Genomic DNA, 22,540 nt, shown 5'->3' on the forward strand with positions numbered 1-22,540 from the left:
TTGTAGCAAATAAGCGTCAAAATGTCCTCGTCTCTGTGCCTATCGGTGCTAAATGATTGAACAAAGATGAATAAGCGATTACGACAGACTCATATAAACCCACAATAAAGACTCGTCATTATGTCAAATTCTCTCGATAGTAGCGCTACACAACCAGTCTCACCGACTGATTATGCAAAATTTGATCCCAATACAATTCATCAAAGACTCAATACCTCACTGAGTCGTCCGCAGCTCAACACCGATGGCAGTATCAGGCATTTCTTGGGTGTTGAAGGTCTTAATAAAGCACAGCTCAAAGCTATTATCGCAAAAGCAGAGACTTTCTTTGATGAAAACGGGCAGCTCATCAATCGTCCTGAGTTAGATGGCTATACGGTCATGAATTTGTTCTTTGAACCATCGACTCGTACCCGGACGACTTTTGAAGTAGCAGAAAAACGCTTGGGTGCTAATGTACTTAATATCGATATCGAACGCTCTAGTACCAAAAAAGGCGAGAGTCTACGCGATACCTTGTGGAATCTACAGGCGATGACCGCAGATATTTTTGTAGTTCGACATTCAGCATCAGGCGCTGCGCATTTTATGGCGACAGAAGTGACCCCTGATATTGCTATCATCAATGGGGGGGATGGCTGGCATGCGCATCCTACTCAGGGAATGCTCGACATGTTGACCATTCACCGTGAGGCACCGCGCCCGTTTGAAGAGCTGTCTATCGCAATCGTTGGTGATATTAAGCACTCACGCGTCGCCCGTTCTGATATTAGCGCCTTGCAAACCCTAGGTGTGACAGATATCCGTGTGTGTGCGCCGCGTACTTTACTGCCGAAAGGTATTGAGCGTTTTGGCGTAAAAGTATATGAAAATATGGATGAGTGTGTCACTGATTGTGATGTGATTATGGGATTAAGAATACAAAATGAGCGTATCGGTTCGCCGCTATTGGCATCGTCAAGTGAATACTATAAGCATTATGGGATCACGCCAGAGCGAGTAGCATTGGCCAAGCCTGATGCGCTAGTTATGCACCCAGGGCCAATGAACCGCGGTGTTGAGATTGCCTCTAGTGTGGCTGATGGCGCGCAATCGGTGATCTTAAAGCAGGTAAATAACGGTATTGCCATACGAATGGCGGTCTTGTCGCTTGCGATGGAAGGTCAACGTGCTCATCAAGCGGCTGGCAAGTAACAGCTTGCCGCGCGACTTATTCTCATTTATTTCATTTTATTGATACGGTAATAACGTTATGTCTACCATGCTTAATACGGATGCACCCATCTTTGACCATTTACCAAAAGCATTTAAAGATGCATTGCCGCAAACTGTAACAGAAAAATTGTCTACGCTTGATGCTGAACATGAGATGTGGTTACTACCACCATTAGTAGATCTATGCGCGCGCTTGCGTGAGCCGGGCCAACAGCAACACGGTACGCTGGCATCAGAAGGTAGGGCAGCTCGTGGTAACGGGTTTTTGCATGTAGTCACGCCACCTGACACCAATCCTATTTTAGAAAATGGCTCCCTCTTAAAGGGCTTGCGTGAGCGCGCCTTGAGTGATGGCGGTATTTACTTGCATATTTTGGGCGCATTGACCACAGGGTTAGAGGGCGAACGACCGTCTAATATTGCAGGGCTTAAAAAGGGCGGCTGTATCGCAGTATCCAATGCGCGTAGACCTTTTCGCAATGACTTAGTATTGCTAAGAACACTAGAGTACGCGGCGACTTTTGGTATGAAAGTATTCTTTTATCCTGATGAGCCAAGTCTGTCTGGAGATGGCGTGGCGCATGAGGGTTATATCGCCTCTTATCATGGTTTACAAGGGATTCCTTGGATTGCGGAAACGGTTGCACTATCTAAGCAGCTGTTGATGGTTGAAGAGACGGGGATAGCCGCTCACTTCAGCCAGCTGTCTTGCAAGTCTTCGATTGAGCTGATGCGCTGGGCAAAAGATAAAGGCTTGCCTGTTACGTGTGATGTTGCGATGCATCAGCTGTATTTAACTGATGACAATCTTGAAGGCTTTAATGCTCAGGCATATGTCTTGCCACCGCTACGTAGTAATACCGACCAGCAGGCAATCCGCCGTGGCTTAAAAGATGGCACTATCGATGCCATCTGTAGTCATCACGAGCCACTGAACAGTACGGCGAAAAAAGCGCCATTTGCTGAGAGTACGCCAGGTATCTCGAATTTTGATACTTTTATGGCGCTGGCCTGTCAGCTGGTCAATGATGAGGTACTAACACTCTCAGAGCTGGTTGATAAAATCTGTCTTAATCCGGCAAAGATTGCGGGTATTCATGAGCAGTATGAAGCGATCGGCGGCGCGGTATTGGTTGACCCGAATCTTGAGTGGCAAGTGACTGCGCAATCTATGCTATCGAATGGTAAAAACACACCATTTTTTAATCAGCAGTTGCAAGGACGTGTTGTGGAGACGTTCTTTGGCTAATTTGCCCCGACAGGATGATAGTCTACCGCTATCCTCGAAGGATAAAGGGGGTGAAATGATTGACCCTCTAGAAAAAACGCACAGCACAGCCAGTGAGTCTATCAAAGCAGTGGCCATCTATGAAGTCGTCAAAGGTGTGGGGGCATTATTAGGTGCAGGTGCATTGTGGTCGTGGCATACCGATCTTGAGCATTGGCTGACGACCGCGACTGGCTCTTGGCGCCATACCTTTGGCCACCTACTTGCACCGCAAATCGACAGTGTAGTAAGTATTGCCCAACAGGCCAGCAAAAACTGGCCAGTGTTTTTATTGTTGATATTTGCTTATGCCAGTTTGCGCTTCCTAGAAGCCTATGGATTATGGCGCGATAAGACATGGGCGTATTGGTTTGGTGTGCTGGGCTATGGTGTCTTTATTCCTATAGAGGTTTATTATCTGATAACCAGTCCATTTGATTGGTTTAAACTGGTAATATTGGTTTCTAATCTGCTTATTATTATCGTGGTTTATCGTAATATGAAAAGAAAGGGTTTAATATAACCATTGAAACTGCTCAAAAAAGCCAGCCAAAGCTAGCCTAAGACATCATGTCTCAGGCTGGCTTTTTTATACGTGCTGTATTTGTGGTTTATGCCTCTGTTATTTCTTTATCCTTACGAATGCTCTTGGCGACTCTGCCAACACTGAGGCCCTGTACCAAGATAGAAAATATCACTACCGCATACGTGAGCGCCAGTAAAATGTCACGCTCTGCGCCCGTTGGTAGCTGCAGCACCAGTGCCACCGAGATGCCGCCGCGCAGTCCGCCCCATGTCAGTACTTTCCACGCTCCAGTTGGCAAGTCAAGCTGCCGCTGAAGGGTCTTTGTGGTCATACCGACAACGATAAAACGGGCAAGCAAGGCAATAACAATCGTCAAACCTGCAGCGATAAATAGATTGCCAGAATATGCAATCATCACCACCTCAAGTCCAATTAAGACAAATAAAATCGCATTGAGAATCTCATCGATCAGCTCCCAAAATAGATCGATATAGTGCCGTGTTTTATCACTCATCGCCAGTGCTCGTCCGCGATTACCGACCATCAGTCCCATCATGACCATGGCCAGTGGCCCTGAGAGATGCCAATGACTGGCCAGCGCATAGCCGCCGATCACCCCCGCCAGCGTCAATAGCACCTCTTCTTGATAACTGTCAATGCTCTTTAGCATATAGTACAAAATCGCCCCGAGCACCAGACCAAACACAATGCCGCCTCCTGCCTCAACGGCCAAGGTATGGGCCACATAGTTGGCTGTTGGGATATCGCCGCTGGATAAAATACCAAGTAGCAGGACAAAAATAACGACGCCGATACCATCATTAAACAACGACTCGCCTGCGATGACGGTCTCTAAGCTTTTTGGGGCGCCAGCGGATGATAAGATGCCCATCACCGCGATAGGGTCGGTCGGCGAGATTAAAGCGCCAAACAACAAACACCAAAGAAACGGCAAGCCAAATCCAAAGAAGGGCAACATAAGATAGAGCGCAGTGGCGATTAGCAAGGCTGAGACTAGGGTACCCACGCAGGCGAGAATACCAATGGGCAGTCGATAGCGTTTTAAGTCACTGATATTGACATGCAGCGCCCCTGCAAATAAAAGCATCGAGAGCATACCGTCCAATAGCACCTCGGTAAAATCTAGCTGCTCTAGTAAGCTCACTTCATAATCAATGAGCTGGTCGAACCCCAAAAACCCCAAAAAAATCGCACCGATAGATAGGACAATCGAGATGACCATGACTCCAATGGTCGTGGGCAGACCGATAAAGCGATGATTGACATAGGTCAGCAGGGCAGTAATCGATAAAAAGATAGCGCTGATTTCAAGTATGGTCAGGCTGGTTGCAGATGCCATAAAGCAGGTCTCTTATGAGTGATAAGTAGTAAAAGTAATCAGTACAAATTATTTAGTGTGCGCCTGTAGACTTTGGCGAATGCTGGCAGCAAAGTCACTGACATAGTAAAAGTGTTGGTGCTGCGAGTTTTTATCAATAATAAAGGCTTTGGCTTGCTGGCACATCGCGCTTAGGTCATCGATAAGCTCTTGGTAGCTTAGGTTTTCTTCTCCTGCGCGCTCAATTAGCTGTAGCTCATGCAGCAAGGTCTGCTGCTGTGCTTGATTGATACAGGCATAGTTGAGATTGACCATCGCTTGACACAGCGCCTTTAGGACCATGGCATCAGCTGCGGCATAGCGCCGAATCTCTCCAAGTGAGGTATTGATGAATTCTGATATTTTGGGCGTATAAGTCACCACGGTCAAGATAGCCACGCGCTGCTGCACCACCACTTGTTTTGGTCTAGCGGTATACGGCGGTTTGTCACGGTGCTCGGCAGGTACATAAAAATGATAGGGGCTAGGCGGCTGACGACGCATCATAATGCTCAGGCAACTGGTGAGCGATTGTACGCAGTTGACGGCTGTTTTTGGGTCATTGATACCAGGTGAGAGGGCGCGCACCGCAATCTCGGTCATCTGCCCCAGACTATAGGCAATATCATTGGAGTGTGCCAGTCGCTGCTCGATACGAATACAACCGGCAAAGCGCTGCCAAAACATACCATCAGGGGAACGTGGCACCACAGCCAACTGCGGCGTTGCGGTTTTTTGCCGATTATTGGGATGGTCTGTCGGACGTTGATAAAAATGCCCAATGACGTTTTTGTCAGTGACATAATCACCGAGGTTGCTCTGTAGATGCACCACGCCGCCATACTCTTGAGTCAGGGTGATTAAAGACTCCAAATAAATGTGCTGCAGGTAGCCCGATTGCGGCGGATAAATCGGCGTTGCCTGCCACTGGTGAAACTGCTCGACATCATGATGTTCAGCATCACGTTGATGCTGGATGTCGCATCGATCGCTGTACCAAGAATAAATATTATTAATCGCATCGTTGCTGGCATTTTGGATGACGTGAGACGCTTGAATGGCATGTACCATATGTTGTACAAAATACACCAGCAACAGCGCACAGATGATCGCCATGATAATCCCAAAGGTCACCGCCAGTTGCGGTACGCCAAAGGACACATCGTATTTGTGGATAGATTTTAAGACGAGTAGGCTATAGCTAAAGGTACCAATGAAAGCGCCAAGTACAAATTGATTGGGCGTATCTGTCAAAAAGTTGCGTAATAGCCGTGGGCCAAACTGGGAGGAGGCCATCGACAGCACGGCAATCGTAATTGAGAACGTCGTACCAGCAACGCCCAACACCGCACCAGCAATAGCGGTCATGATAGCGCGCGCCGCATCGTCATCACCTGTAAACGCAAAAGAGATCTCTCGGACCGTTTCACGATCAAAGTGCTGATCTATCGTCACCAGTACCGGCGCCAGTAAGATGCCGGCGATGACGCAAGCAGTCGGAATAAACCAATAAGAGCCGATCAACTCCTGCCACAAGTTTCTTAAACGATCGGGCAGGTCAGCCAATGTCTGTAACGACCAAAGCTGCGAAAACGCCTTCATTCTCTGCACTGAAAATAAGAGTAGTCGCTTAAAAAAGCCATTTTCAGGGTGTTTGTCCAATATTCGCGCTCCAAAAATGACTGACGAGATCTTATATAGTGAATCTATTTTAAAACAGGTATCGTCCTACAGGGATTCATTGTCCTTGCTTGCTGCGTCTACGCCCTATAGCCGGTTCAAAATAAAATGGTGATAAATTTAAGCGTAACGCTGGAGTAATCTTTTGACTATTTATTACCTTATCATATAAATAGGGCGTGTTGAACATTCACAAATAGGCACTGCTGATCGCCAAAATTGTTCCAGACAAGGCGCAAAGCGACGATAATGCAGATGCCTTAGCTAGTTTTGCAACGCAGTATGGCGCAATTTTAGCATCAGCCCCAACGATAAAAGCAGGGGACAGGACTCTTTTTTGCCGCTTCATTGGTAAAAATAGACGCTTAGAGCGACTAAGCTTACTATTTTTACCTTCGAATCGTCTAAAAAATAGTCTCTGTCAGTGCCATGGTTGAATGTTCAACACGCCCTAATAACGATGAAAAATTTAGTAAAAATAAGCCCCTATCATAGGAGCTTATTTTTATCATTATTATGTATTTTCAATTAGCTGATGAGACTATAGAACCAAGTGCTTATCGCGTTGCTTACTTTGGCTAGTGTAGAGGGTTGCTGATGATTACTATTGATGCTTGCCAACTGCATTTGCATGGTGTCTGTCGTCACTGCTTGTTTTTGCATACTCTCTATTATCAGCGGTAGATTTTTGCCAGCGCTAGATAATATCAAACTCGAGTTTTGCGTGAGCATCGTCCATCTTTGGTTGCCACCACCTGTACAGCTATAGCGAATGAGTCGAGCGCGATTATTACTCATATAGCCATTTTCTAAGTCAAAGCATTGATTGCCTTGCTTGATGGCATTGGCGGATACATCCATTTGCCAAACTTGCAAGCTTGCTTGATCATCACAAGGGGCTAGGTTAATGACATTGCCACCTTGCGGCATTAGGCACTGATCTAGTGCCATTTTATTGTGGATACGACCTTTGCTGTCTTGAATCCATTGCTCAGAGTCATCTCCTGTGCAAGCACTTGGTCCGCTGATAAAAGCATTGAGCTTACCATCTTTTAATGTTTCAACCTTAAGACAGTTGTTACCATTCATGAGTGGGCTGACATTTGCTAGAGGCTGATCATCTTGCAGTTCTAATTCGTTGACAAACTTATGAAAGGCAGTGATGACCTCCGGCCCGCCCTCGACTAAATCAGTGCGATACACATCGACCCAACGATTTAGGCGATGCATGGTCTGTTGTTGCTGCTCATAACGCTCGAGTACCTGAAAGGCAAGCGGGCTGAGTGCTTGACTGAGCGCATCACGATCATTTTTATAAGAGTGGTATATTAGCTCACCCTCGGCGTCCAAATTGATAGTCGGGTTGGCCGATTGATCGATAAGTTGCCGCGCTAATAGTGGTAATTCGATTTTTCTTAAGGCGCTAAAGCCATGCTCTTTACCAAAGGTAACGGCTGGCTTAATGGTATCGCTATAGGGACCAATAGCGGTTGATGATAATAATACCTGTGCTTCGTTGGCTTTTTTACAATACAAATCGACTTTATTAGGGTTTTCAGAAATCGCTAAATTGACGTGAAATTTATTGGCATTGCTATTGCCATTCATGCGATGAGGGGCAAGGGCAATGTTATTGACCATGTTGTTACTGTAAGTAACGGTCAGCCAGCAGCTAGCGACGTCAGCTGAACTACTCGCCGCCGGTAAGTCAAAGACGTTACCCCAGTTACCACGCGCTGCTGGATAGATAATACCCTTTTGGGTGACAGGGTCATAACCGCCTAAAATAGTATAAACAGGCACGCCTTGCAAACGCGGTCTTAAATAGTTGCCATCGGCGCTGTTGTACCAAACATTATTAGATCGTGGTACTTTTGGTTGTGCGATCTGCATTCTTTGACGCTCAGCATCCCACTTTTTATAGCCCGTCGGTGAGTCACTGGCAAACATATAACGATCAAATGCTGGCTGGATTTTGGTTTTTGTACTATAGCCGGTGTAATGAGTATAGCGCGAGATGTCACTGTTATTAGAGCCACCAGACATAGCGTCACGACCATAGCCGTATTGACCTAAGAAAGTAGGTGAGTCTTCAGTACCGGCACCGACGTCTTTTCGCCACCATTCAAAGTTACCACGCATTCTATTTCTAAGGGGCATGTAACCCCAACCACTATCGGCATGGTGCTCTGACCAGAATTTTTTATCACCAACTTTACCTGGATAATGCCCCAATCCATAATGATGGCCAATTTCATGACTAAACTCATTACCGACCGAGTCAATCAAAGTCAGCATACCATTGCCACCGCTTAAGCCATGGTTAAATGTACCGTTGGCGTATTTGCCACGGGCATGGTGCACATTGACATTTTGGGTGAGCTGCGGCTGCTCTTGGCTTGCCATCGATGCGCTAGTGACGCCCCAGTTGGCAAGGTTAATACCGACGCCAAAGGTTGATTTGCCTGTGTTTTCGCGCATATCACCGCTGTATACGCTGCCATCTGAGCTGCTACCTGAAGCCGTATCATAAATAGTACCGTTCGCTACCATCACCCGATCAAGCACGACGTCATCGTATTTAGCGACGGTCATCTTTGCTGCTGGAATGGTCTGGAAATAATCTGCGCCCGCCTTTTCTGGCTGTAGCAGCATATAATGACCATTGTTGTTTACAGTCACTGGGCTCAAAAGACCAAGACGAATATTGGTTAAGACCAGCTCACCTGGCGCCGCAAAGTCTATTTTATTCTCTAATAATTCACCGCTACGATTTTGTTCATCGACAATACGAATCTTAAGGCCGCTTTGTACTTCATCCCAGTTGAGTTTGGTTGACCAAGCGCGCTTACTATAGGCGACCCGTGGTCTATCATCGCTGTTGTTTTGGTCAGATGGTGGGATTTGGGTCGGGTCGTCTAAATTGACCCTGCGTAATAGCAGACCATCTTGATAAATCTCAGCAACCAGTTGATTGACTGCTCCCATCTCAAGCGTAGGCGTAACCAGTAATAACGCCTCTTTTTCTGCAGTTAGGCGTGGCATGTTTTTTGCTTCGTTGCCTTGAGGATCTACCGTATGATTCTGCCCAAACTGAATCATAGCTTGAAAAGAGCCAGTCAAGTCAGAACGGATCTCTCGTGTTTCACCGGCACCGTCATAGTCAAAGAAGCCTAATTGATAATAATCAGCACGGTCTTTTTGTGGTTCTGGATATTTGATCGGCGTGCTTGGTTCCAGCGGTGTTAATGGTTCGCTAGGCTTGATTGGCGTACTTGGCTCCAGCGGTGTCAGTGGCTCACTTATATCAGGTGGAACCACTACAGGCGGCTTATCAGATGATGCAGGCTGTGTATTATCATCACTACCTTCACCGCATGCAGATAGCATTATAGAGATGATGCCGATACTTATGGTTTTTAATGGAAATGGTGTGTTATGTGTCAAAAGAATACCCCAACAAAGGTGTTGCTGGGAATATAACAGCTATATTAATAAACTGTACTACATTTGTTTTCTTGTTTCCAATCAGCTTTCTTTTATCTACTTTAGCAAACTAATTTTTATTGCTAGAGCCGTGTTTAGGGTTGTCCGCTTCGGTGATGATTGTGCTTTTGTATCCCCATCTGCTGGTTTGTGGAGACGGCGGCGTTTTTGGGTCTATAGGAATGATGATTTCATTATCATGTGCATCACACTCAACCTTACTGTCCTTGTCATAAGCGGCTGGATCAAAGTGCGGTGTCGCTGTTGTATCAGTTGACTGTCGAGCTAAGCTGTTAGGAGCGGCTTGCGATGTTTTTCTAAATTCAGGTTTTTTAAATAAAGGGTGTTGGGTGTTTTTATTCGTGCCTTTATCATCAGGGTTTTTGCGCGGTTCGGCGTTGGTAAAGATTACATTCAACGGCAAATCTAGCTGCTGCTTGGCATAGGCTTCTGTGTGCTCAAAACGATCTACCAGTAAGCTGAGCCAAGGTTTTTGGTCTTCTAGCCTCATCTCATCAAGCTCATCCTTAATAGGCAATGGATAAGGCAAGGTGCGATAAAAATCCCACAATGTCATCTTGCTCAAGTCTTTTTTGAGTACATAGTCCTCATCTTCGGTCATGGTGATGAGGTTGCTGTCTTGGAGGTAGTTGATATAGGTGTACCATTTGGGTAGCTCTTTGCGTCCCAACACATTGCGCAGCGCTTGTTCGCTGACGGCCTCACCTTTTAAATGATGGGTATATACCAAGTTCAGCATGTCCAGCAAGCTAAGTAGGGGATGGCGCGGGTAGACTTCTTCGGTCTCAAAAATGGTTAAGGTATAGCTGATCTCAACGCCTAACAAAATCAAATTCCAAGACAGGTATATCCATAACAAAAAGATAGGCAAGGCGGCAAAAGCTCCGTAAATGGCCTCGTAGCTGGTAAAGTTTGCCATCACTGTGCCAAACAGATGCTTCATCAGCTCAAAGATAATCGTCACAAAGACCCCAGCGATGGCTGCATTTTTTGCGGGCACACGAGCTTTGGGAATAAACCAATACATCCCTATAAAGCCGGCCATGGTGATACCAACCGACACCACTTGTACCCAAAACCCCCAATCGATCCCGTAGCCTGCGATTTGGCGATTTAAAAAACTCAAGCTTTGTACCGTGCTTGAAGCGATAAACGCCGTACCCAGCACCATAGGCCCCAAGGTCACAATTGTCCAATAGCGCAGCAGACTCTTTATACCACCTGAGCGGCTCTCCACCCGCCAGATTTGATTAAAGGCACGCTCAATGGTGGTCAAGGTCATGATGGTGGTAAAAAATAGCACCATGGCGCCGATGATGGTAAGGTTCGATGATTTTTCGGCGAAGTCATTGATATACTCACTGACTTGCATGCTCGATTGCGGCAACAAGTTGCTATAAATGACCTCGTATATCTGCGCTCTGACGGATGCCAGTGCCGGTACAGAGGACAATATCATGAGCAAAACGGTTAATACAGGCACGATCGACAGCATAGTCGTGTAGGTTAGCGATGCTGCTTTTTGCTGACAGTTGTCTTCAAAAAAGTGCCGCGTCAAAAACCGTAAAAACTGGAACCAGCGCTGATGTAAAAATGGGAGTCTTTTGCTTAAGTTTTCCATAGTGACCATTTAGCAAGAAGTAGAGAGACAATAGTGTAACAAAGATGCGTCGTTATCATCTGCCGTTTAATTGTGTCAAAATGCACAGCGGCTCTTTGATAAGGCATCAGGTAGGCGTAGCTGGAGTAGGTGGTCGTAAAATAGTCGTCAGCTGGTTTGCATGTGGGTGAATGACTGGGGCATAATGAGCACATCATCGCATCGCCTATCGCGGGCGGTATCGTTATTGATCGATAAATAATGATATATAGATAATACTATCAATGATTTTATGAGGAAGGACGGTTAATGAGTCAGGCCAACCCTTACGTTTTGGTGCTTTATTATTCAAATTATGGCACGACAAAGACATTGGCATATGCTATCGCTCAAGGGATCGAAGATGCTGGCATGACCGCACGTATTCGTACTGTCCCGACGGTGGCACCTGAAACCACATTGAGCAAGCCTGCGATACCTGATGAAGGTGACTTGTATTGTACGATGGATGATCTAAAAGACTGTAGCGGTCTGGCACTGGGTAGCCCGACGCACTTTGGCAATATGGCCGCGCCCATGAAGTATTTTTGGGACAATACCGTCACGCTCTGGCTGGCGGGAAATCTACAAAACAAGCCTGCCTCGGTATTTACGGCGACAGGCTCTATGCATGGTGGCCAAGAGTCCACATTGCTCACGATGATGTTACCATTAATGCATCACGGGATGGTCATCGTGGGGGTACCGTATGCTGAACCTGCATTAAATCGGACGCATCGCGGCGGGACGCCTTATGGTGCCAGTCATGTCAGTGGTGCGGCGCATGATCAGCCAGTATCGGCAGACGAGCGTGACCTAGGTATTGCACAAGGTCGCCGCTTGGCAATCACCGCTACTGCTTTAGCACAAGCAAACTGGGGTCGCTAATCGAGTCTCATGTAACCGGTGTTATAGCTCAAGCTTGATACTTAAACACTCTTTGCACTCAAATACTGATGATTAATCGCTAATAGCGACATATCTATGCTATTCATTTAGGAAGTAAAAATCTCTAATGGCTACAAACCACTCTAACAGTAAGTCTCCTAAAGTTACCAAGCCTATCGCACCTATTGCGCAGCGCTTGATGATGACGTGGCTGATTTGGCTGGTTTATAGATTAATGGGACTGCCTATTTTTATTAGCGTCTTTAACCCAAGCAGCCCTGATATTGTGGGCGGTATCGCCTGGCAAGCACTATGGCTTTTGCCAGCTTTTATACTGACGCCATGGATCGTGCGCGGGCGCTCGCCTTATGCGTTATTGGTCGGTAGTATGTTTACTCTAGTATATTTGGGCGCAAGTGGCGTGGTGCTGTTTACGCGCGCGTATGGCAGTAGTTGGGCTGAGATAGCAGTGTACTTGACCGACTTTGTACTGTTACTTGCTATTAATGTCTGGCTCTTTATTTTGCTAAAACGCTTGCCTTCGATGAATAATGTCGTAAAAACCCCACGTTCTCGCTAGTATTTTTATAGTATGAAAGAAACGGTTTATATCGATAGCTTCTACTCTTAAACTTCAAACATAAAAAAGCGGCGCTCCAAATAGGACGCCGCTTTTTTATTGCAGTATTACTTTTCAACGCTTCTGTTTACATACTTGGATTAGTTAACCTTGGTCAATTCCAAATCCATCTTCTTACCATCATTGATCTGACTGACTTTTATGGGCAAATAATCCAAGCTCGGCGCTAACCAAAAACTGGTTGAGCGGTCATTGTCGTCATGAATACGGTCAACACGGACGGTATCAAAGGTACCGGCTGGAACGGTAATTTTGGTGCTGCCAGATTTTTTAAATGGGGTCTTTTCGATTTTGTCTTTTTTTGCCATGTAGTAATTGCCAGTGAACTTACCATTTAACAGATCTTGACGAATTTGCACTTCAAGACTCAAATCATCAAAAGCTTGCTGCGGCATACTCAGCGTTGTGGTCTTGCCTTTATAGTTGCTGGTCACCTTTTTGCTATTTGGGTTAAAGTTTAGTTTGTGGGTACGACCCAATCCTAATAGCTTATAAGTGGTGCTGGCTTGGGTTGGAATGACATTATTACCATTGAGGGTAAACGTACTGTTTTGCGAGGCACTAGCTACCCCGGCGACGCGAGCCTTAACGTTGTATTTCCAAGTATTGCCGGATTTGTTTAACGTACGAGTCGCGGTTCCTTTGTATTTGTCTTCAACGGTAAAACTATAGTTGGCCGTTGTTGGCTGAACAGTCTTTGCGCTGGCAAGTGTGGGTGCGGTCATACTCAAGGCTCCAATGGTAGAAATACTGATACCTGTGATTAAGGCAGATAAAAACTTAGATGGACTGCGTTTCGTATTATTAGAAGCGTTGGGCAGTGATTTATTATGCATTGATAAAAAACTCATAGATACCTCTTAGTAGTTAATAAGATGCTGACATAGCAGCATCTATCGTCATTCTTATTATGTTCACAACGCTTATAATGGTCATACTCTGTTACATTTTCAAGAGTAACAATCGACCGGCACGTGTGACGATTGTAGCGAATGTTGCTATGACATCTGATACGACCATCGAGGGTAACGTGCTGTAAAGCCAGCAATAGAGGGTAAATAAAACGTATGGCCTCTATTAAGCCTCATCTCTATCAAATTCCGTCAGAATAATCTTGTAAATTTTTGGGCTTTACACTTGAAGCCAACCTATCTTGCCCCCACTGTTTGTTACAAGCTCAAAGCGTATCTTTAGATTGCTATGATTGAATGGCGACTCTTATAGATACTGGTATTGAGACTATTAATTCAAATAAACCCTTTATTCAAACAACCAATTTTTGGAGTCATATCGATGAATATTCGTCCTTTACATGACCGTATCGTCGTCCGCCGCATAGAAGAAGAGACAAAAACTGCTGGTGGTATTTTATTGCCGGGTTCTGCTCAAGAGAAACCTTCACAAGGTGAAGTCATTGCAGTTGGTAATGGCCAAGTTCGTGACAATGGCGAAACTCGTGCGTTAGATGTAAAAGCTGGCGACAAAGTTTTGTTCGGTCAATATGCTGGTCAAACCGTGAAGGTTGACGGTGAAGAACTATTGATTATGAAAGAGTCTGATGTACTAGGTGTGCTAGAAGGCTAGTCCTCTCGAGTATCGTTTTATACTCAGCACATCTTGACCACAGGTTCTGATAACCGCTTTTGATAAGCAACTATCAAATCATTCAATTGTATTCTCATACTTATAATAATGGAGTAATTTACCATGGCAAAAGACGTAAAATTCGGCATAGATGCCCGTAAACAAATGATGGACGGTGTCAACGTTCTAGCAAACGCAGTACGTGTCACCCTAGGCCCTAAAGGTCGTAACGTCGTTATCGATAAATCTTTTGGCGCGCCAACCATCACCAAAGATGGTGTATCCGTTGCCAAAGAAATCGAGCTTGAAAACAAATTTGAAAACATGGGTGCTCAGCTCGTTCGTGAAGTTGCTAGCCGCACTAATGATGTCGCTGGTGATGGTACGACCACTGCGACCGTATTGGCTCAGTCAATCTTGCAAGAAGGCATGAAATCAGTCGCTGCTGGCATGAACCCAATGGATCTTAAGCGCGGTATCGACAAAGCTGTTCGCGCAGCTGTGCAAGAAATCCATAACCTATCAACGCCTGCTGATGATGAAAAAGCCATCGCGCAAGTCGGTTCTATCTCTGCAAACTCAGACACCAAAATCGGTGAATTGATCTCGCAAGCGATGCAAAAAGTTGGTAAGCAAGGCGTTATCACCGTTGAAGAAGGGTCAAGCTTCGAAGATACCCTAGAAGTTGTCGAAGGTATGCAGTTTGACCGTGGTTATATCAGCCCATACTTTGCCAACAAGCAAGACAGCTTGACTGCTGAATTTGAAAACCCATATATCCTATTGGTTGACAAAAAAATCAGCAACATCCGTGAGATCGTGCCATTACTTGAGCAAGTCATGCAGCAAAGCAAGCCATTGCTAATCATCGCTGAAGACGTAGAGAACGAAGCGTTGGCAACTCTAGTTGTAAACAACATGCGTGGCGGCTTAAAAACTTGTGCGGTTAAAGCACCAGGTTTTGGCGATCGTCGTAAAGCCATGCTAGAAGACATCGCAACGCTAACGGGCGGCACCGTAATATCTGAAGAGATTGGTCTGAGCCTAGAGACGGCGACCCTTGAGCAATTGGGTACTGCGAAAAAAGTCACTGTTGGTAAAGAAAACACCGTGATCGTTGATGGCGCTGGTAACAAAGCTGACATCGAAAACCGTGTTGAGTCTATCAACCGTCAGATCGCAGAGTCTACTTCTGATTACGATAAAGAAAAGCTACAAGAGCGTGTTGCAAAACTGGCAGGCGGCGTAGCAGTAATCAAAGTTGGCGCAGCGACTGAAACTGAAATGAAAGAGAAGAAAGACCGTGTTGACGATGCGCTACATGCCACTCGTGCCGCGGTTGAAGAAGGCGTTGTACCTGGCGGCGGCGTTGCATTAGTTCGTGCGATGAATGCATTGTCTGAGCTAAAAGGCGACAACGACGACCAAGACGCTGGTATCAACATCCTACGCCGCGCAATGGAAGCACCATTACGTCAAATCGTTACCAACGCTGGCGAAGAAGCATCAGTTGTGGTTAACGCAGTGAAAAACGGCACGGGCAACTACGGCTACAATGCTGCCTCTGGTGAGTACGGCGATATGCTTGAAATGGGTATCCTTGATCCAGCAAAAGTATCACGTTCAGCGCTAGAGAATGCAGCGTCAGTAGCAGGTCTCATGCTAACGACTGAAGCCATGATCACTGACATACCAGAGAAAGAAGACGCAATGGCAGGTATGGGCGCTGCTGGTGGAATGGGCGGTATGGGTGGTATGGGCGGCATGATGTAATTTTACTGTCGCTGCAAAGCGGTTTGTCTTTGTCAGACACGCTCAATGTGCAATAAGTACTATTTCGCTTGTCTTCCTCGATAAACCGCTTTTCGCAAAAAGTAAAATCAACCTCATAAAGTCTATTTGACTACTAAAGGCTCTGCTATCGAAAGATAGCAGGGCTTTTTTATGCTCGATAATAAAGCTATGTAATAATTCAACTTCACTAGCTATTTATATTAATCTTAATAGACTTAACGTCAGGGAAGGCCGTGCTCGACGTTGCCCATTAGTGTTAAAAGTCTCACACAAAAATAGGTAAAGTCGTCTTATTGATGACCTTTCTCACCGACAAATGAGTGTGTATATCTTTGACGCTCGCAAGTTTGTGCAGCTTACGTGTGAACCGCTCATAACCATCGAGATTTGGGCTTACCACTTCTAATAAATAATCATAAGAACCCGACACCACATGTCCATTGATGACCTCGTCCATATTGGATAGGGCATTCTCAAAGGTTGCAATAGATTCTTCTTGGTGGTTGTTCAGACTCACCTCCACAAAAAAACTCATCGCAATACCCGCTTTGGCTTTGTTTATGTTTGCTTGATAGTTCTCTATATAACCTTCATCTTCCAAACGTTTTAGGCGCCTTGCGCAAGGAGATGGCGACAGCCCTATACGTTCGGCTAGTTCTGCCGTAGATAAGCGTGCTTCTTTTTGGAGCACTTCCAAGATATGACGGTCGATTTTGTCCATAATTTGCCTTTTGGTTTTTTAAGCCAAGAATTTTGATTTAATTAGCATTATCGACCAAATATTTGCAAAATTGCAATGAATAAATAGAGATAAAAGCGCGTATTTTAATCGATAATTGGTCTTTGTATACCAGCATAAGACACGACTATGAATACGATATTCCACCCCTCGTCGCGCAAAAACCCTTTGTTTATAATGTCGCCACTGACCAAAGGCTATGTGGCGATGAGCGTCGTCTTATTGATTTGGTCAGGATTTGCGTTGACTGTGCGAGCGGTTGGGGCGTCGTCGCTCAGCATTGCGGATGTCATGCTCATTCGCTTTAGTGTACCGCTCGTTTTGTTGACCCCTTGGATGCTCTCTAGTTGGCATGACATCAAAAATATAAGACTGCCAGATATCCTATTTATTTTATTTGGCGGGGTGCCGTTTCTTTTGTTGGCCGCTTTTGGTGCAAGTACGGTACCAGCAGCTTACATGGGTACCATTTTGACAGGGACACCAGTTTTCTTTGCTGCCTTACTGTCTTTTATTCTTTATCGTCAACGAATATCATTAAGAAAATTTGCCTCATTAATCCTTATTCTCTTTGGTATCGCGACTATGATTGGCGGGCATGCACAGGAAATACTTAATAGTCTTCTGTATGGGGTGGGGTTACTGTTGCTGGCAAGCCTGATTTGGGCGGGTTATACCTTAGGGTTAAAAAGCACCACGTTAACTCCAATAGCTATCGCGATCGTGCTCTCTTATACCTCTTTTTTTCTGACATTGGTGATGGTTTTATCTGGCATGATGGACACCAATATAGGTTCTGTATCCTTTGATGAGGTGTTGCCTTTTATCCTAATACAAGGACTTGGCGTAGGGGTGGTATCAACCATTGCATTTTCTTATGCGGTCAAACAGCTGGGCTCCATTCGTACCTTATTACTTGGCTCTTTGTCCCCAGGATTAACCGCTATACTCGCGGCGTTGATACTCAAAGAGTCTCTATCAGTCATCATGATATGCGGAATCGCACTTAGTACCATTGGCGTCATTTTGTCCAATCGAGCGAAATAAATGATGCAAGTGTCATGGCGAATACGATTTGCAACCAATGAAAGATGAAGAAAATTATAGGTTAGCTCACGGCTGGAAGATTATTGAAAAAGGTCGTTAATAATGCCCCATGGTTATTAGGCGATAAACTAAATGGGGCTAATTTTTATTTATTGATGGTGGCTCATTAGGTGCAAGCCTTAGGTTCTGTTGAACATTCAAATGTGGTACTACGCTAAAAGGCTGAGGCTAAAATCACCCCAACCGTTGCTGAAAATCTAGCCAAGATCTCGGCATTACCAGCCGTTTTTTATATCAAGTTACTGATCCGCCGCATCGCGTCTAAACACCCACGTCTTATCATCAGACGCCTCTTTACAATAATAATAACCCGCTAAGTTAAAGCCTTTTAGCTGCTCAGCACTGGTCAGCTTATTGTCTGCTGCGTACTTGACCATCAGTCCGCGTGCTTTTTTGGCATAAAAGCTAATGACTTTATATGTGCCATTTTTCTCATCTTCGAACCGTGGCGTGATGATATCTGCCTTCAGTGCTTTCTTTTTCACCGCTTTAAAATACTCGTTCGACGCCAGATTGATCAAGACCTTGTCCTCACTATCTGCCATACGAGCATTGATAACGTCAGTTATTTCTTCTCCCCAAAACTCATAAAGATTATCACCGCGCGCGTTTTTTAGCTTTGTACCCATCTCTAAACGATAAGGCTGAATCAAATCGAGCGGTTTTAATACCCCATAAAGACCTGACAAAATACCCAGATGTTCATTGACATAGACAGCGGTTTCTTTATCCATGTGATACATATCAAGACCGGTATAAACATCACCGTCGAACAAGTAGCCCGCCGGCTTTGCTGCATTACCAGACTCATCATCAGTAAACGGCTTATCTTCGCTCCAGCACCATTGTTGATTGCGCGTGGCATTGAGTTGCGCAAGATCATCCGAGATACTCATCAGCGCTTGCAAATCAACCGGCTCTTTTGTCTTTAGTATTTTCATTAGTGCCTGTGAGTGCTCAATCAGCTCAGGTTGGCTATAGTAATTACCAATATTTACTGGTATGTCATCTGTTTCATTTAAAGATTTGGCAGGAGAGAGTAAAAAATACATGGTGAGTCCTTATTATCGTGAGTCAATGACCGACCTGTTCAGGTGTCAAGCATTCTTATTATACGACAGCTGCGGGCTTAACTTGACTTGACCTTGAGTGTTTTATGTTTTTTTTAAGGGGATATGGCAATGCGTAAATGTCCATACAGTTAGCTTCTATCGAATCGAGACCTTGTTATATAAGGGGTAGAGGTTTTTTGAAAAAATGAAAAACTTTAATATAACAACAAAAGTTATGCAGATGGTATCAATACCTAACTTTTTATCTTACTTGTTGGTCATCATTAGACAATGAAAGTTGGCAGATTATATCTCTATAATAAAAAGGCATGATGGTAAACAATACATCATTTATTAAATTGATAGTCTTTATTTATGATATTGGATAAATCATGGTTAAGGATTTTTGTCCCCTATGCTTTTTAAAATGCGTTGAGGGTATTAAGGGTAAGTCATTCTATATAAGTAAGGAGACGATATGAAAATCGGTGTAATCAGTGCAGATATCGCGAGTGAAAGCCGTGTCGCACTAACCCCAGACGCAGTCAAAAAATTGCGCAAGCTTGGGTTTGAAGTCGTCATTCAGTCAGGTGCAGGCCAAGCAGCGTATTATGCTGATGCGTTGTATCAGGCGGCAGGAGCCGACATTGCCAGCAGCAGCGCCGAGGTGATTGCCCAGTCTCAAATTATTACCACCATTCACGACTTGCCCGCCGAAGTGGCAGAGCATTTGAGTGCAGGCCAAATCGTCGTCGGTATGCTAGACCCGTATCGCAACACTCAGCTTGACACTTATGCAGCCAAAGGTGCGACGGCTTTTGCAATGGAGTTATTACCGCGCACATTATCACGTGCGCAAAACATGGACGTATTGTCATCGCAGGCTAACCTTGCTGGTTATAAAGCGGTATTGCTGGCGGCTAACGAATATTCACGTCCTTTTCCTATGTTTATGACATCTGCAGGTACAGTCAAGCCAGCCAAAGTGGTTATTTTGGGCGTAGGCGTGGCAGGTCTGCAAGCGATTGCAACGGCAAAGCGTCTAGGCGCGGTTGTAGAAGCGAGTGATTTGCGTCCTGCGGCAAAAGAGCAGGTCGAATCACTTGGTGGTAAATGGCTGGATGTGCCGATGAGTGATGACGAAGCACAAAAAGCCAAAGCAACGGGCGGCTATGCATGGACGCCATCAGAGCAATATATCAAAGACCAAGCTGCAGTCGTCGACAAGGCACTCAGCAATGCTGACATTGTCATTACCACAGCACAGATTCCTGGGCGTAATGCCCCGCGTCTAGTGCACGCGGCAACCCTTGCCAAAATGAAAGCAGGTTCTGTCCTGATCGATATGGCTGCTGGTACCGGTGGTAACGTCGAAGGCAGTGTGCCAAATGAGACCATCACCACAGAAAGCGGCGTACGCATCGTTGGTGCCGCCAATATCCCATCTATGCTAGCCGCACAGTCGTCAGATCTATACGCCAATAACTTGGTTAACTTTATCACGACTTTGATCGCACCTGCTGGCGACGATGCAGCAGCAAACGACCTTTCGCTTAACTTAGATATGGAAGATGAGATTCAGGGTGCACTGGCAGTGACCCACGACAACCAAGTGCGCTTGGCCAAACGCTAGCCCTTGCTGGTCGCCATACATTTGCCAGACAAGAATAAATTTTTAGGAGGATGAGATGATCGCCACCATTTTAGCGGCAGCGCCTGCCGGTGCAGCCATGAGTAGCACACCATTTGTCGCGATTTTTACCGTATTTGTACTCGCTATTTTTGTCGGATACTACGTCGTCTGGGGCGTGACCCCAGCGCTACATACGCCATTAATGGCGGTGACCAACGCCTTATCAAGTATCGTGATCGTCGGTGCGATGCTACAGACTGTCCATATCGACGGCTCGATGTTTACCCCGACCAGTTTGCTTGGTGCTTTTGCGGTATTTTTGGCCAGTATCAATATCTTTGGTGGTTTTGCGGTGACTGAACGTATGCTCGCGATGTTCAAACCCAAAGTAAAAAAAGCCCCAGCAGCAAGCACTGATAATGGAGGCGACGCATGAATGATTTATCAACAATGATTGCGGCAAATGCGGATTGGTTCTATCTGGTTGGTGCGATCCTTTTTGTTTTAACGTTACGCGGATTGTCGAGTCCAAAGACAGCGATTCGTGGCAACCGCTTTGGTATGGTAGCGATGGCGATTGCCGTCGTGACGACGTTCTTTTTAGCAGAAGGCCCTGTCCTTTGGCTCATTATTGGCGCGATGATTTTAGGTGCGCTGGTTGGTATGTGGAAGGCAAAAACCGTTGCCATGACGCAGATGCCAGAAACCGTAGCGTTGATGCATTCATTCGTCGGTTTGGCAGCGGTTGCGATTGCCCTTGCGACGGTATTACACACTGAGCAAGAACATGGCGCGGTTGCCCGTGTTGAGCTATTTATCGGTTGCTTTATCGGTGCGATTACTTTTTCTGCCTCTGTCTTTGCTTTTGGTAAACTGGCAGCAAAAAGCTGGGCAAAAACAGTCACTGGCGGCTGGGTAAAACCTGTTCAAGCCTTGCTATTTATAGCGATGATTGGGTTTGGCGGCGTGTATTTTGTCACGGATTCCTTGCCTGCGTTTTATGCGATGACAGTGATTGCGGTTATCTTTGGCTGGATGTGGATTGCGCCTATCGGCGGCGGTGATATGCCAGTGGTCGTGTCGCTACTGAACTCATTTTCAGGTTGGGCGGCAGCAGGTATTGGCTTTACGCTGGGCAACTCGATGCTCATTATCGCAGGTTCGCTTGTTGGCTCCTCGGGTGCGATTTTATCTTATATCATGTGTAAAGCCATGAACCGCTCTCTACTAAACGTTTTGTTTGGTGGTATGGGCACGTCAGCGGCCGCTGCAGGCGGTGATGATGGTGCACCAAAAACATACAAATCAGGCTCAGCAGAAGATGCAGGGTTCCTCATGTCTAATGCCAGCAACGTGGTCATCGTACCAGGTTACGGTATGGCGCAAGGCCGCGCGCAGAATGCAGTAAAAGAGCTATATGAGCTGCTAAAAGAAGAAGGCGTTAACGTGCGTTTTGCCATCCATCCTGTTGCTGGTCGTATGCCAGGGCACATGAACGTACTATTGGCAGAAGCCGACGTGCCTTATGACGATATTCTAGAGATGGATGAGATTAATTCCGACTTTGCCAGTACCGATGTGGTCTTGGTCATCGGTGCCAACGACGTCGTCAACCCGTCAGCAAAAGACGATCCGACATCTCCTATCTTTGGTATGCCCATTTTAGAAGCCAACAAAGCGCAAACGGTGATGGTCATCAAGCGTTCGATGAGCACCGGCTATGCAGGTCTTGATAACAGCCTCTTCTATATGGACAAAACGATGATGATTTTTGGCGATGCCAAAAAGATGGTCGAAGAGATGGTACGTAGTATTAATGGCGGCGGCCATTAATCGCTAAAATCAGCTTTTCAGCATAAGTTTTGAGTATGTTTTCTTAAATAAAAAAGTC

At 45.6% G+C, this 22,540-nt stretch carries 18 protein-coding genes; 11 read left to right on the forward strand and 7 right to left on the reverse strand.

Annotated elements, in window-relative coordinates:
* Positions 1–120 precede the first annotated feature (120 nt).
* The 3 genes from BLR43_RS06160 to BLR43_RS06170 are packed head-to-tail and all read left to right on the forward strand — an operon-like array spanning position 121 to position 3,005.
* Entirely contained in the window at positions 121–1,194 is a 1,074-nt protein-coding gene (locus BLR43_RS06160; protein WP_071003207.1) for an aspartate carbamoyltransferase catalytic subunit, read from the forward strand.
* Positions 1,195–1,252: 58 nt separating this feature from the next.
* The gene (locus BLR43_RS06165) at positions 1,253–2,464 is read left to right on the forward strand and encodes a dihydroorotase (RefSeq protein ID WP_201587837.1); all 1,212 of its coding nucleotides are present in this window, start codon (positions 1,253–1,255) and stop codon (positions 2,462–2,464) included.
* A 55-nt stretch (positions 2,465–2,519) separates the two neighbouring features.
* Positions 2,520–3,005: a DUF2127 domain-containing protein gene (locus BLR43_RS06170; protein WP_227674297.1), complete on the forward strand. Its 486-nt coding sequence runs from the start codon at positions 2,520–2,522 to the stop codon at positions 3,003–3,005.
* Between the two features lie 88 nt (positions 3,006–3,093).
* Here BLR43_RS06170 and BLR43_RS06175 read toward each other — a convergent pair whose 3' ends face one another.
* From BLR43_RS06175 to BLR43_RS06190, 4 genes are all read right to left on the reverse strand, one after another.
* A complete protein-coding gene (locus BLR43_RS06175; RefSeq protein ID WP_093069596.1) occupies positions 3,094–4,368 on the reverse strand; it encodes a cation:proton antiporter in 1,275 nt (424 codons plus the stop codon).
* Positions 4,369–4,416: 48 nt separating this feature from the next.
* A complete protein-coding gene (locus BLR43_RS06180) occupies positions 4,417–5,988 on the reverse strand; it encodes a DUF2254 domain-containing protein (protein WP_093069599.1) in 1,572 nt (523 codons plus the stop codon).
* A gap of 606 nt (positions 5,989–6,594) precedes the next feature.
* Positions 6,595–9,456 (reverse strand): M66 family metalloprotease, encoded by a 2,862-nt coding sequence (locus BLR43_RS06185; protein WP_093069602.1) that lies wholly within the window; start codon positions 9,454–9,456, stop codon positions 6,595–6,597.
* A gap of 166 nt (positions 9,457–9,622) precedes the next feature.
* A complete protein-coding gene (locus BLR43_RS06190) occupies positions 9,623–11,194 on the reverse strand; it encodes a YihY/virulence factor BrkB family protein (RefSeq protein ID WP_093069605.1) in 1,572 nt (523 codons plus the stop codon).
* A 288-nt stretch (positions 11,195–11,482) separates the two neighbouring features.
* Here BLR43_RS06190 and wrbA point away from each other — a divergent pair, with 288 nt between their 5' ends.
* Entirely contained in the window at positions 11,483–12,100 is a 618-nt protein-coding gene (gene wrbA, locus BLR43_RS06195; protein WP_075106955.1) for an NAD(P)H:quinone oxidoreductase, read from the forward strand.
* Positions 12,101–12,227: 127 nt separating this feature from the next.
* A complete protein-coding gene (locus BLR43_RS06200; protein WP_093069607.1) occupies positions 12,228–12,680 on the forward strand; it encodes a hypothetical protein in 453 nt (150 codons plus the stop codon).
* A gap of 140 nt (positions 12,681–12,820) precedes the next feature.
* Here the strand turns inward: BLR43_RS06200 and BLR43_RS06205 are convergent, their stop codons facing one another.
* Positions 12,821–13,576, reverse strand: a complete 756-nt coding sequence (locus BLR43_RS06205; protein WP_227674299.1) for a DUF3108 domain-containing protein — start codon at positions 13,574–13,576, stop codon at positions 12,821–12,823.
* A gap of 457 nt (positions 13,577–14,033) precedes the next feature.
* Between BLR43_RS06205 and groES the strand changes: the two genes are divergently transcribed.
* A complete protein-coding gene (gene groES, locus BLR43_RS06210) occupies positions 14,034–14,324 on the forward strand; it encodes a co-chaperone GroES (RefSeq protein WP_058024926.1) in 291 nt (96 codons plus the stop codon).
* 123 nt (positions 14,325–14,447) lie between these two features.
* Positions 14,448–16,097 carry a chaperonin GroEL gene (gene groL, locus BLR43_RS06215; RefSeq protein ID WP_093069611.1) on the forward strand — a complete coding sequence of 550 codons (1,650 nt, stop codon included), beginning with the start codon at positions 14,448–14,450 and terminating at the stop codon, positions 16,095–16,097.
* Positions 16,098–16,383: 286 nt separating this feature from the next.
* Here the strand turns inward: groL and BLR43_RS06220 are convergent, their stop codons facing one another.
* Entirely contained in the window at positions 16,384–16,839 is a 456-nt protein-coding gene (locus tag BLR43_RS06220; protein WP_093069614.1) for an Lrp/AsnC family transcriptional regulator, read from the reverse strand.
* A 147-nt stretch (positions 16,840–16,986) separates the two neighbouring features.
* Here BLR43_RS06220 and BLR43_RS06225 point away from each other — a divergent pair, with 147 nt between their 5' ends.
* Positions 16,987–17,904, forward strand: a complete 918-nt coding sequence (locus BLR43_RS06225; protein ID WP_227674293.1) for a DMT family transporter — start codon at positions 16,987–16,989, stop codon at positions 17,902–17,904.
* A 299-nt stretch (positions 17,905–18,203) separates the two neighbouring features.
* Here the strand turns inward: BLR43_RS06225 and yaaA are convergent, their stop codons facing one another.
* The gene (gene yaaA, locus BLR43_RS06230; protein WP_093069616.1) at positions 18,204–19,016 is read right to left on the reverse strand and encodes a peroxide stress protein YaaA; all 813 of its coding nucleotides are present in this window, start codon (positions 19,014–19,016) and stop codon (positions 18,204–18,206) included.
* A 478-nt stretch (positions 19,017–19,494) separates the two neighbouring features.
* Between yaaA and BLR43_RS06235 the strand changes: the two genes are divergently transcribed.
* The 3 genes from BLR43_RS06235 to BLR43_RS06245 all read left to right on the forward strand — a co-directional run bounded on the left by BLR43_RS06235 (position 19,495) and on the right by BLR43_RS06245 (position 22,482).
* Positions 19,495–20,649, forward strand: a complete 1,155-nt coding sequence (locus BLR43_RS06235) for an NAD(P) transhydrogenase subunit alpha (RefSeq protein ID WP_071003229.1) — start codon at positions 19,495–19,497, stop codon at positions 20,647–20,649.
* Between the two features lie 97 nt (positions 20,650–20,746).
* Positions 20,747–21,085 carry a proton-translocating transhydrogenase family protein gene (locus tag BLR43_RS06240; protein WP_058024937.1) on the forward strand — a complete coding sequence of 113 codons (339 nt, stop codon included), beginning with the start codon at positions 20,747–20,749 and terminating at the stop codon, positions 21,083–21,085.
* A complete protein-coding gene (locus tag BLR43_RS06245; RefSeq protein WP_093069619.1) occupies positions 21,082–22,482 on the forward strand; it encodes an NAD(P)(+) transhydrogenase (Re/Si-specific) subunit beta in 1,401 nt (466 codons plus the stop codon). Before BLR43_RS06240 ends, BLR43_RS06245 begins: the two co-directional genes overlap by 4 nt.
* Positions 22,483–22,540 lie beyond the last annotated feature (58 nt).

Source organism: Psychrobacter pacificensis (genome assembly GCF_900101915.1).
Classification (GTDB): domain Bacteria; phylum Pseudomonadota; class Gammaproteobacteria; order Pseudomonadales; family Moraxellaceae; genus Psychrobacter; species Psychrobacter pacificensis.

Coding starts and splice junctions, on each gene's coding strand:
- BLR43_RS06175 (WP_093069596.1), bottom strand. CDS start 4,368: ATGGCATCTGCAACCAGCCTGACCATACTTGAAATCAGCGCTATCTTT.
- BLR43_RS06190 (WP_093069605.1), bottom strand. CDS start 11,194: ATGGAAAACTTAAGCAAAAGACTCCCATTTTTACATCAGCGCTGGTTC.
- BLR43_RS06180 (WP_093069599.1), bottom strand. CDS start 5,988: ATGAAGGCGTTTTCGCAGCTTTGGTCGTTACAGACATTGGCTGACCTG.
- BLR43_RS06170 (WP_227674297.1), top strand. CDS start 2,520: ATGATTGACCCTCTAGAAAAAACGCACAGCACAGCCAGTGAGTCTATC.
- BLR43_RS06200 (WP_093069607.1), top strand. CDS start 12,228: ATGGCTACAAACCACTCTAACAGTAAGTCTCCTAAAGTTACCAAGCCT.
- yaaA (WP_093069616.1), bottom strand. CDS start 19,016: ATGTATTTTTTACTCTCTCCTGCCAAATCTTTAAATGAAACAGATGAC.
- wrbA (WP_075106955.1), top strand. CDS start 11,483: ATGAGTCAGGCCAACCCTTACGTTTTGGTGCTTTATTATTCAAATTAT.
- groL (WP_093069611.1), top strand. CDS start 14,448: ATGGCAAAAGACGTAAAATTCGGCATAGATGCCCGTAAACAAATGATG.
- BLR43_RS06160 (WP_071003207.1), top strand. CDS start 121: ATGTCAAATTCTCTCGATAGTAGCGCTACACAACCAGTCTCACCGACT.
- groES (WP_058024926.1), top strand. CDS start 14,034: ATGAATATTCGTCCTTTACATGACCGTATCGTCGTCCGCCGCATAGAA.
- BLR43_RS06240 (WP_058024937.1), top strand. CDS start 20,747: ATGAGTAGCACACCATTTGTCGCGATTTTTACCGTATTTGTACTCGCT.
- BLR43_RS06205 (WP_227674299.1), bottom strand. CDS start 13,576: ATGCATAATAAATCACTGCCCAACGCTTCTAATAATACGAAACGCAGT.
- BLR43_RS06165 (WP_201587837.1), top strand. CDS start 1,253: ATGTCTACCATGCTTAATACGGATGCACCCATCTTTGACCATTTACCA.
- BLR43_RS06220 (WP_093069614.1), bottom strand. CDS start 16,839: ATGGACAAAATCGACCGTCATATCTTGGAAGTGCTCCAAAAAGAAGCA.
- BLR43_RS06225 (WP_227674293.1), top strand. CDS start 16,987: ATGAATACGATATTCCACCCCTCGTCGCGCAAAAACCCTTTGTTTATA.
- BLR43_RS06245 (WP_093069619.1), top strand. CDS start 21,082: ATGAATGATTTATCAACAATGATTGCGGCAAATGCGGATTGGTTCTAT.
- BLR43_RS06185 (WP_093069602.1), bottom strand. CDS start 9,456: ATGCTATCTGCATGCGGTGAAGGTAGTGATGATAATACACAGCCTGCA.
- BLR43_RS06235 (WP_071003229.1), top strand. CDS start 19,495: ATGAAAATCGGTGTAATCAGTGCAGATATCGCGAGTGAAAGCCGTGTC.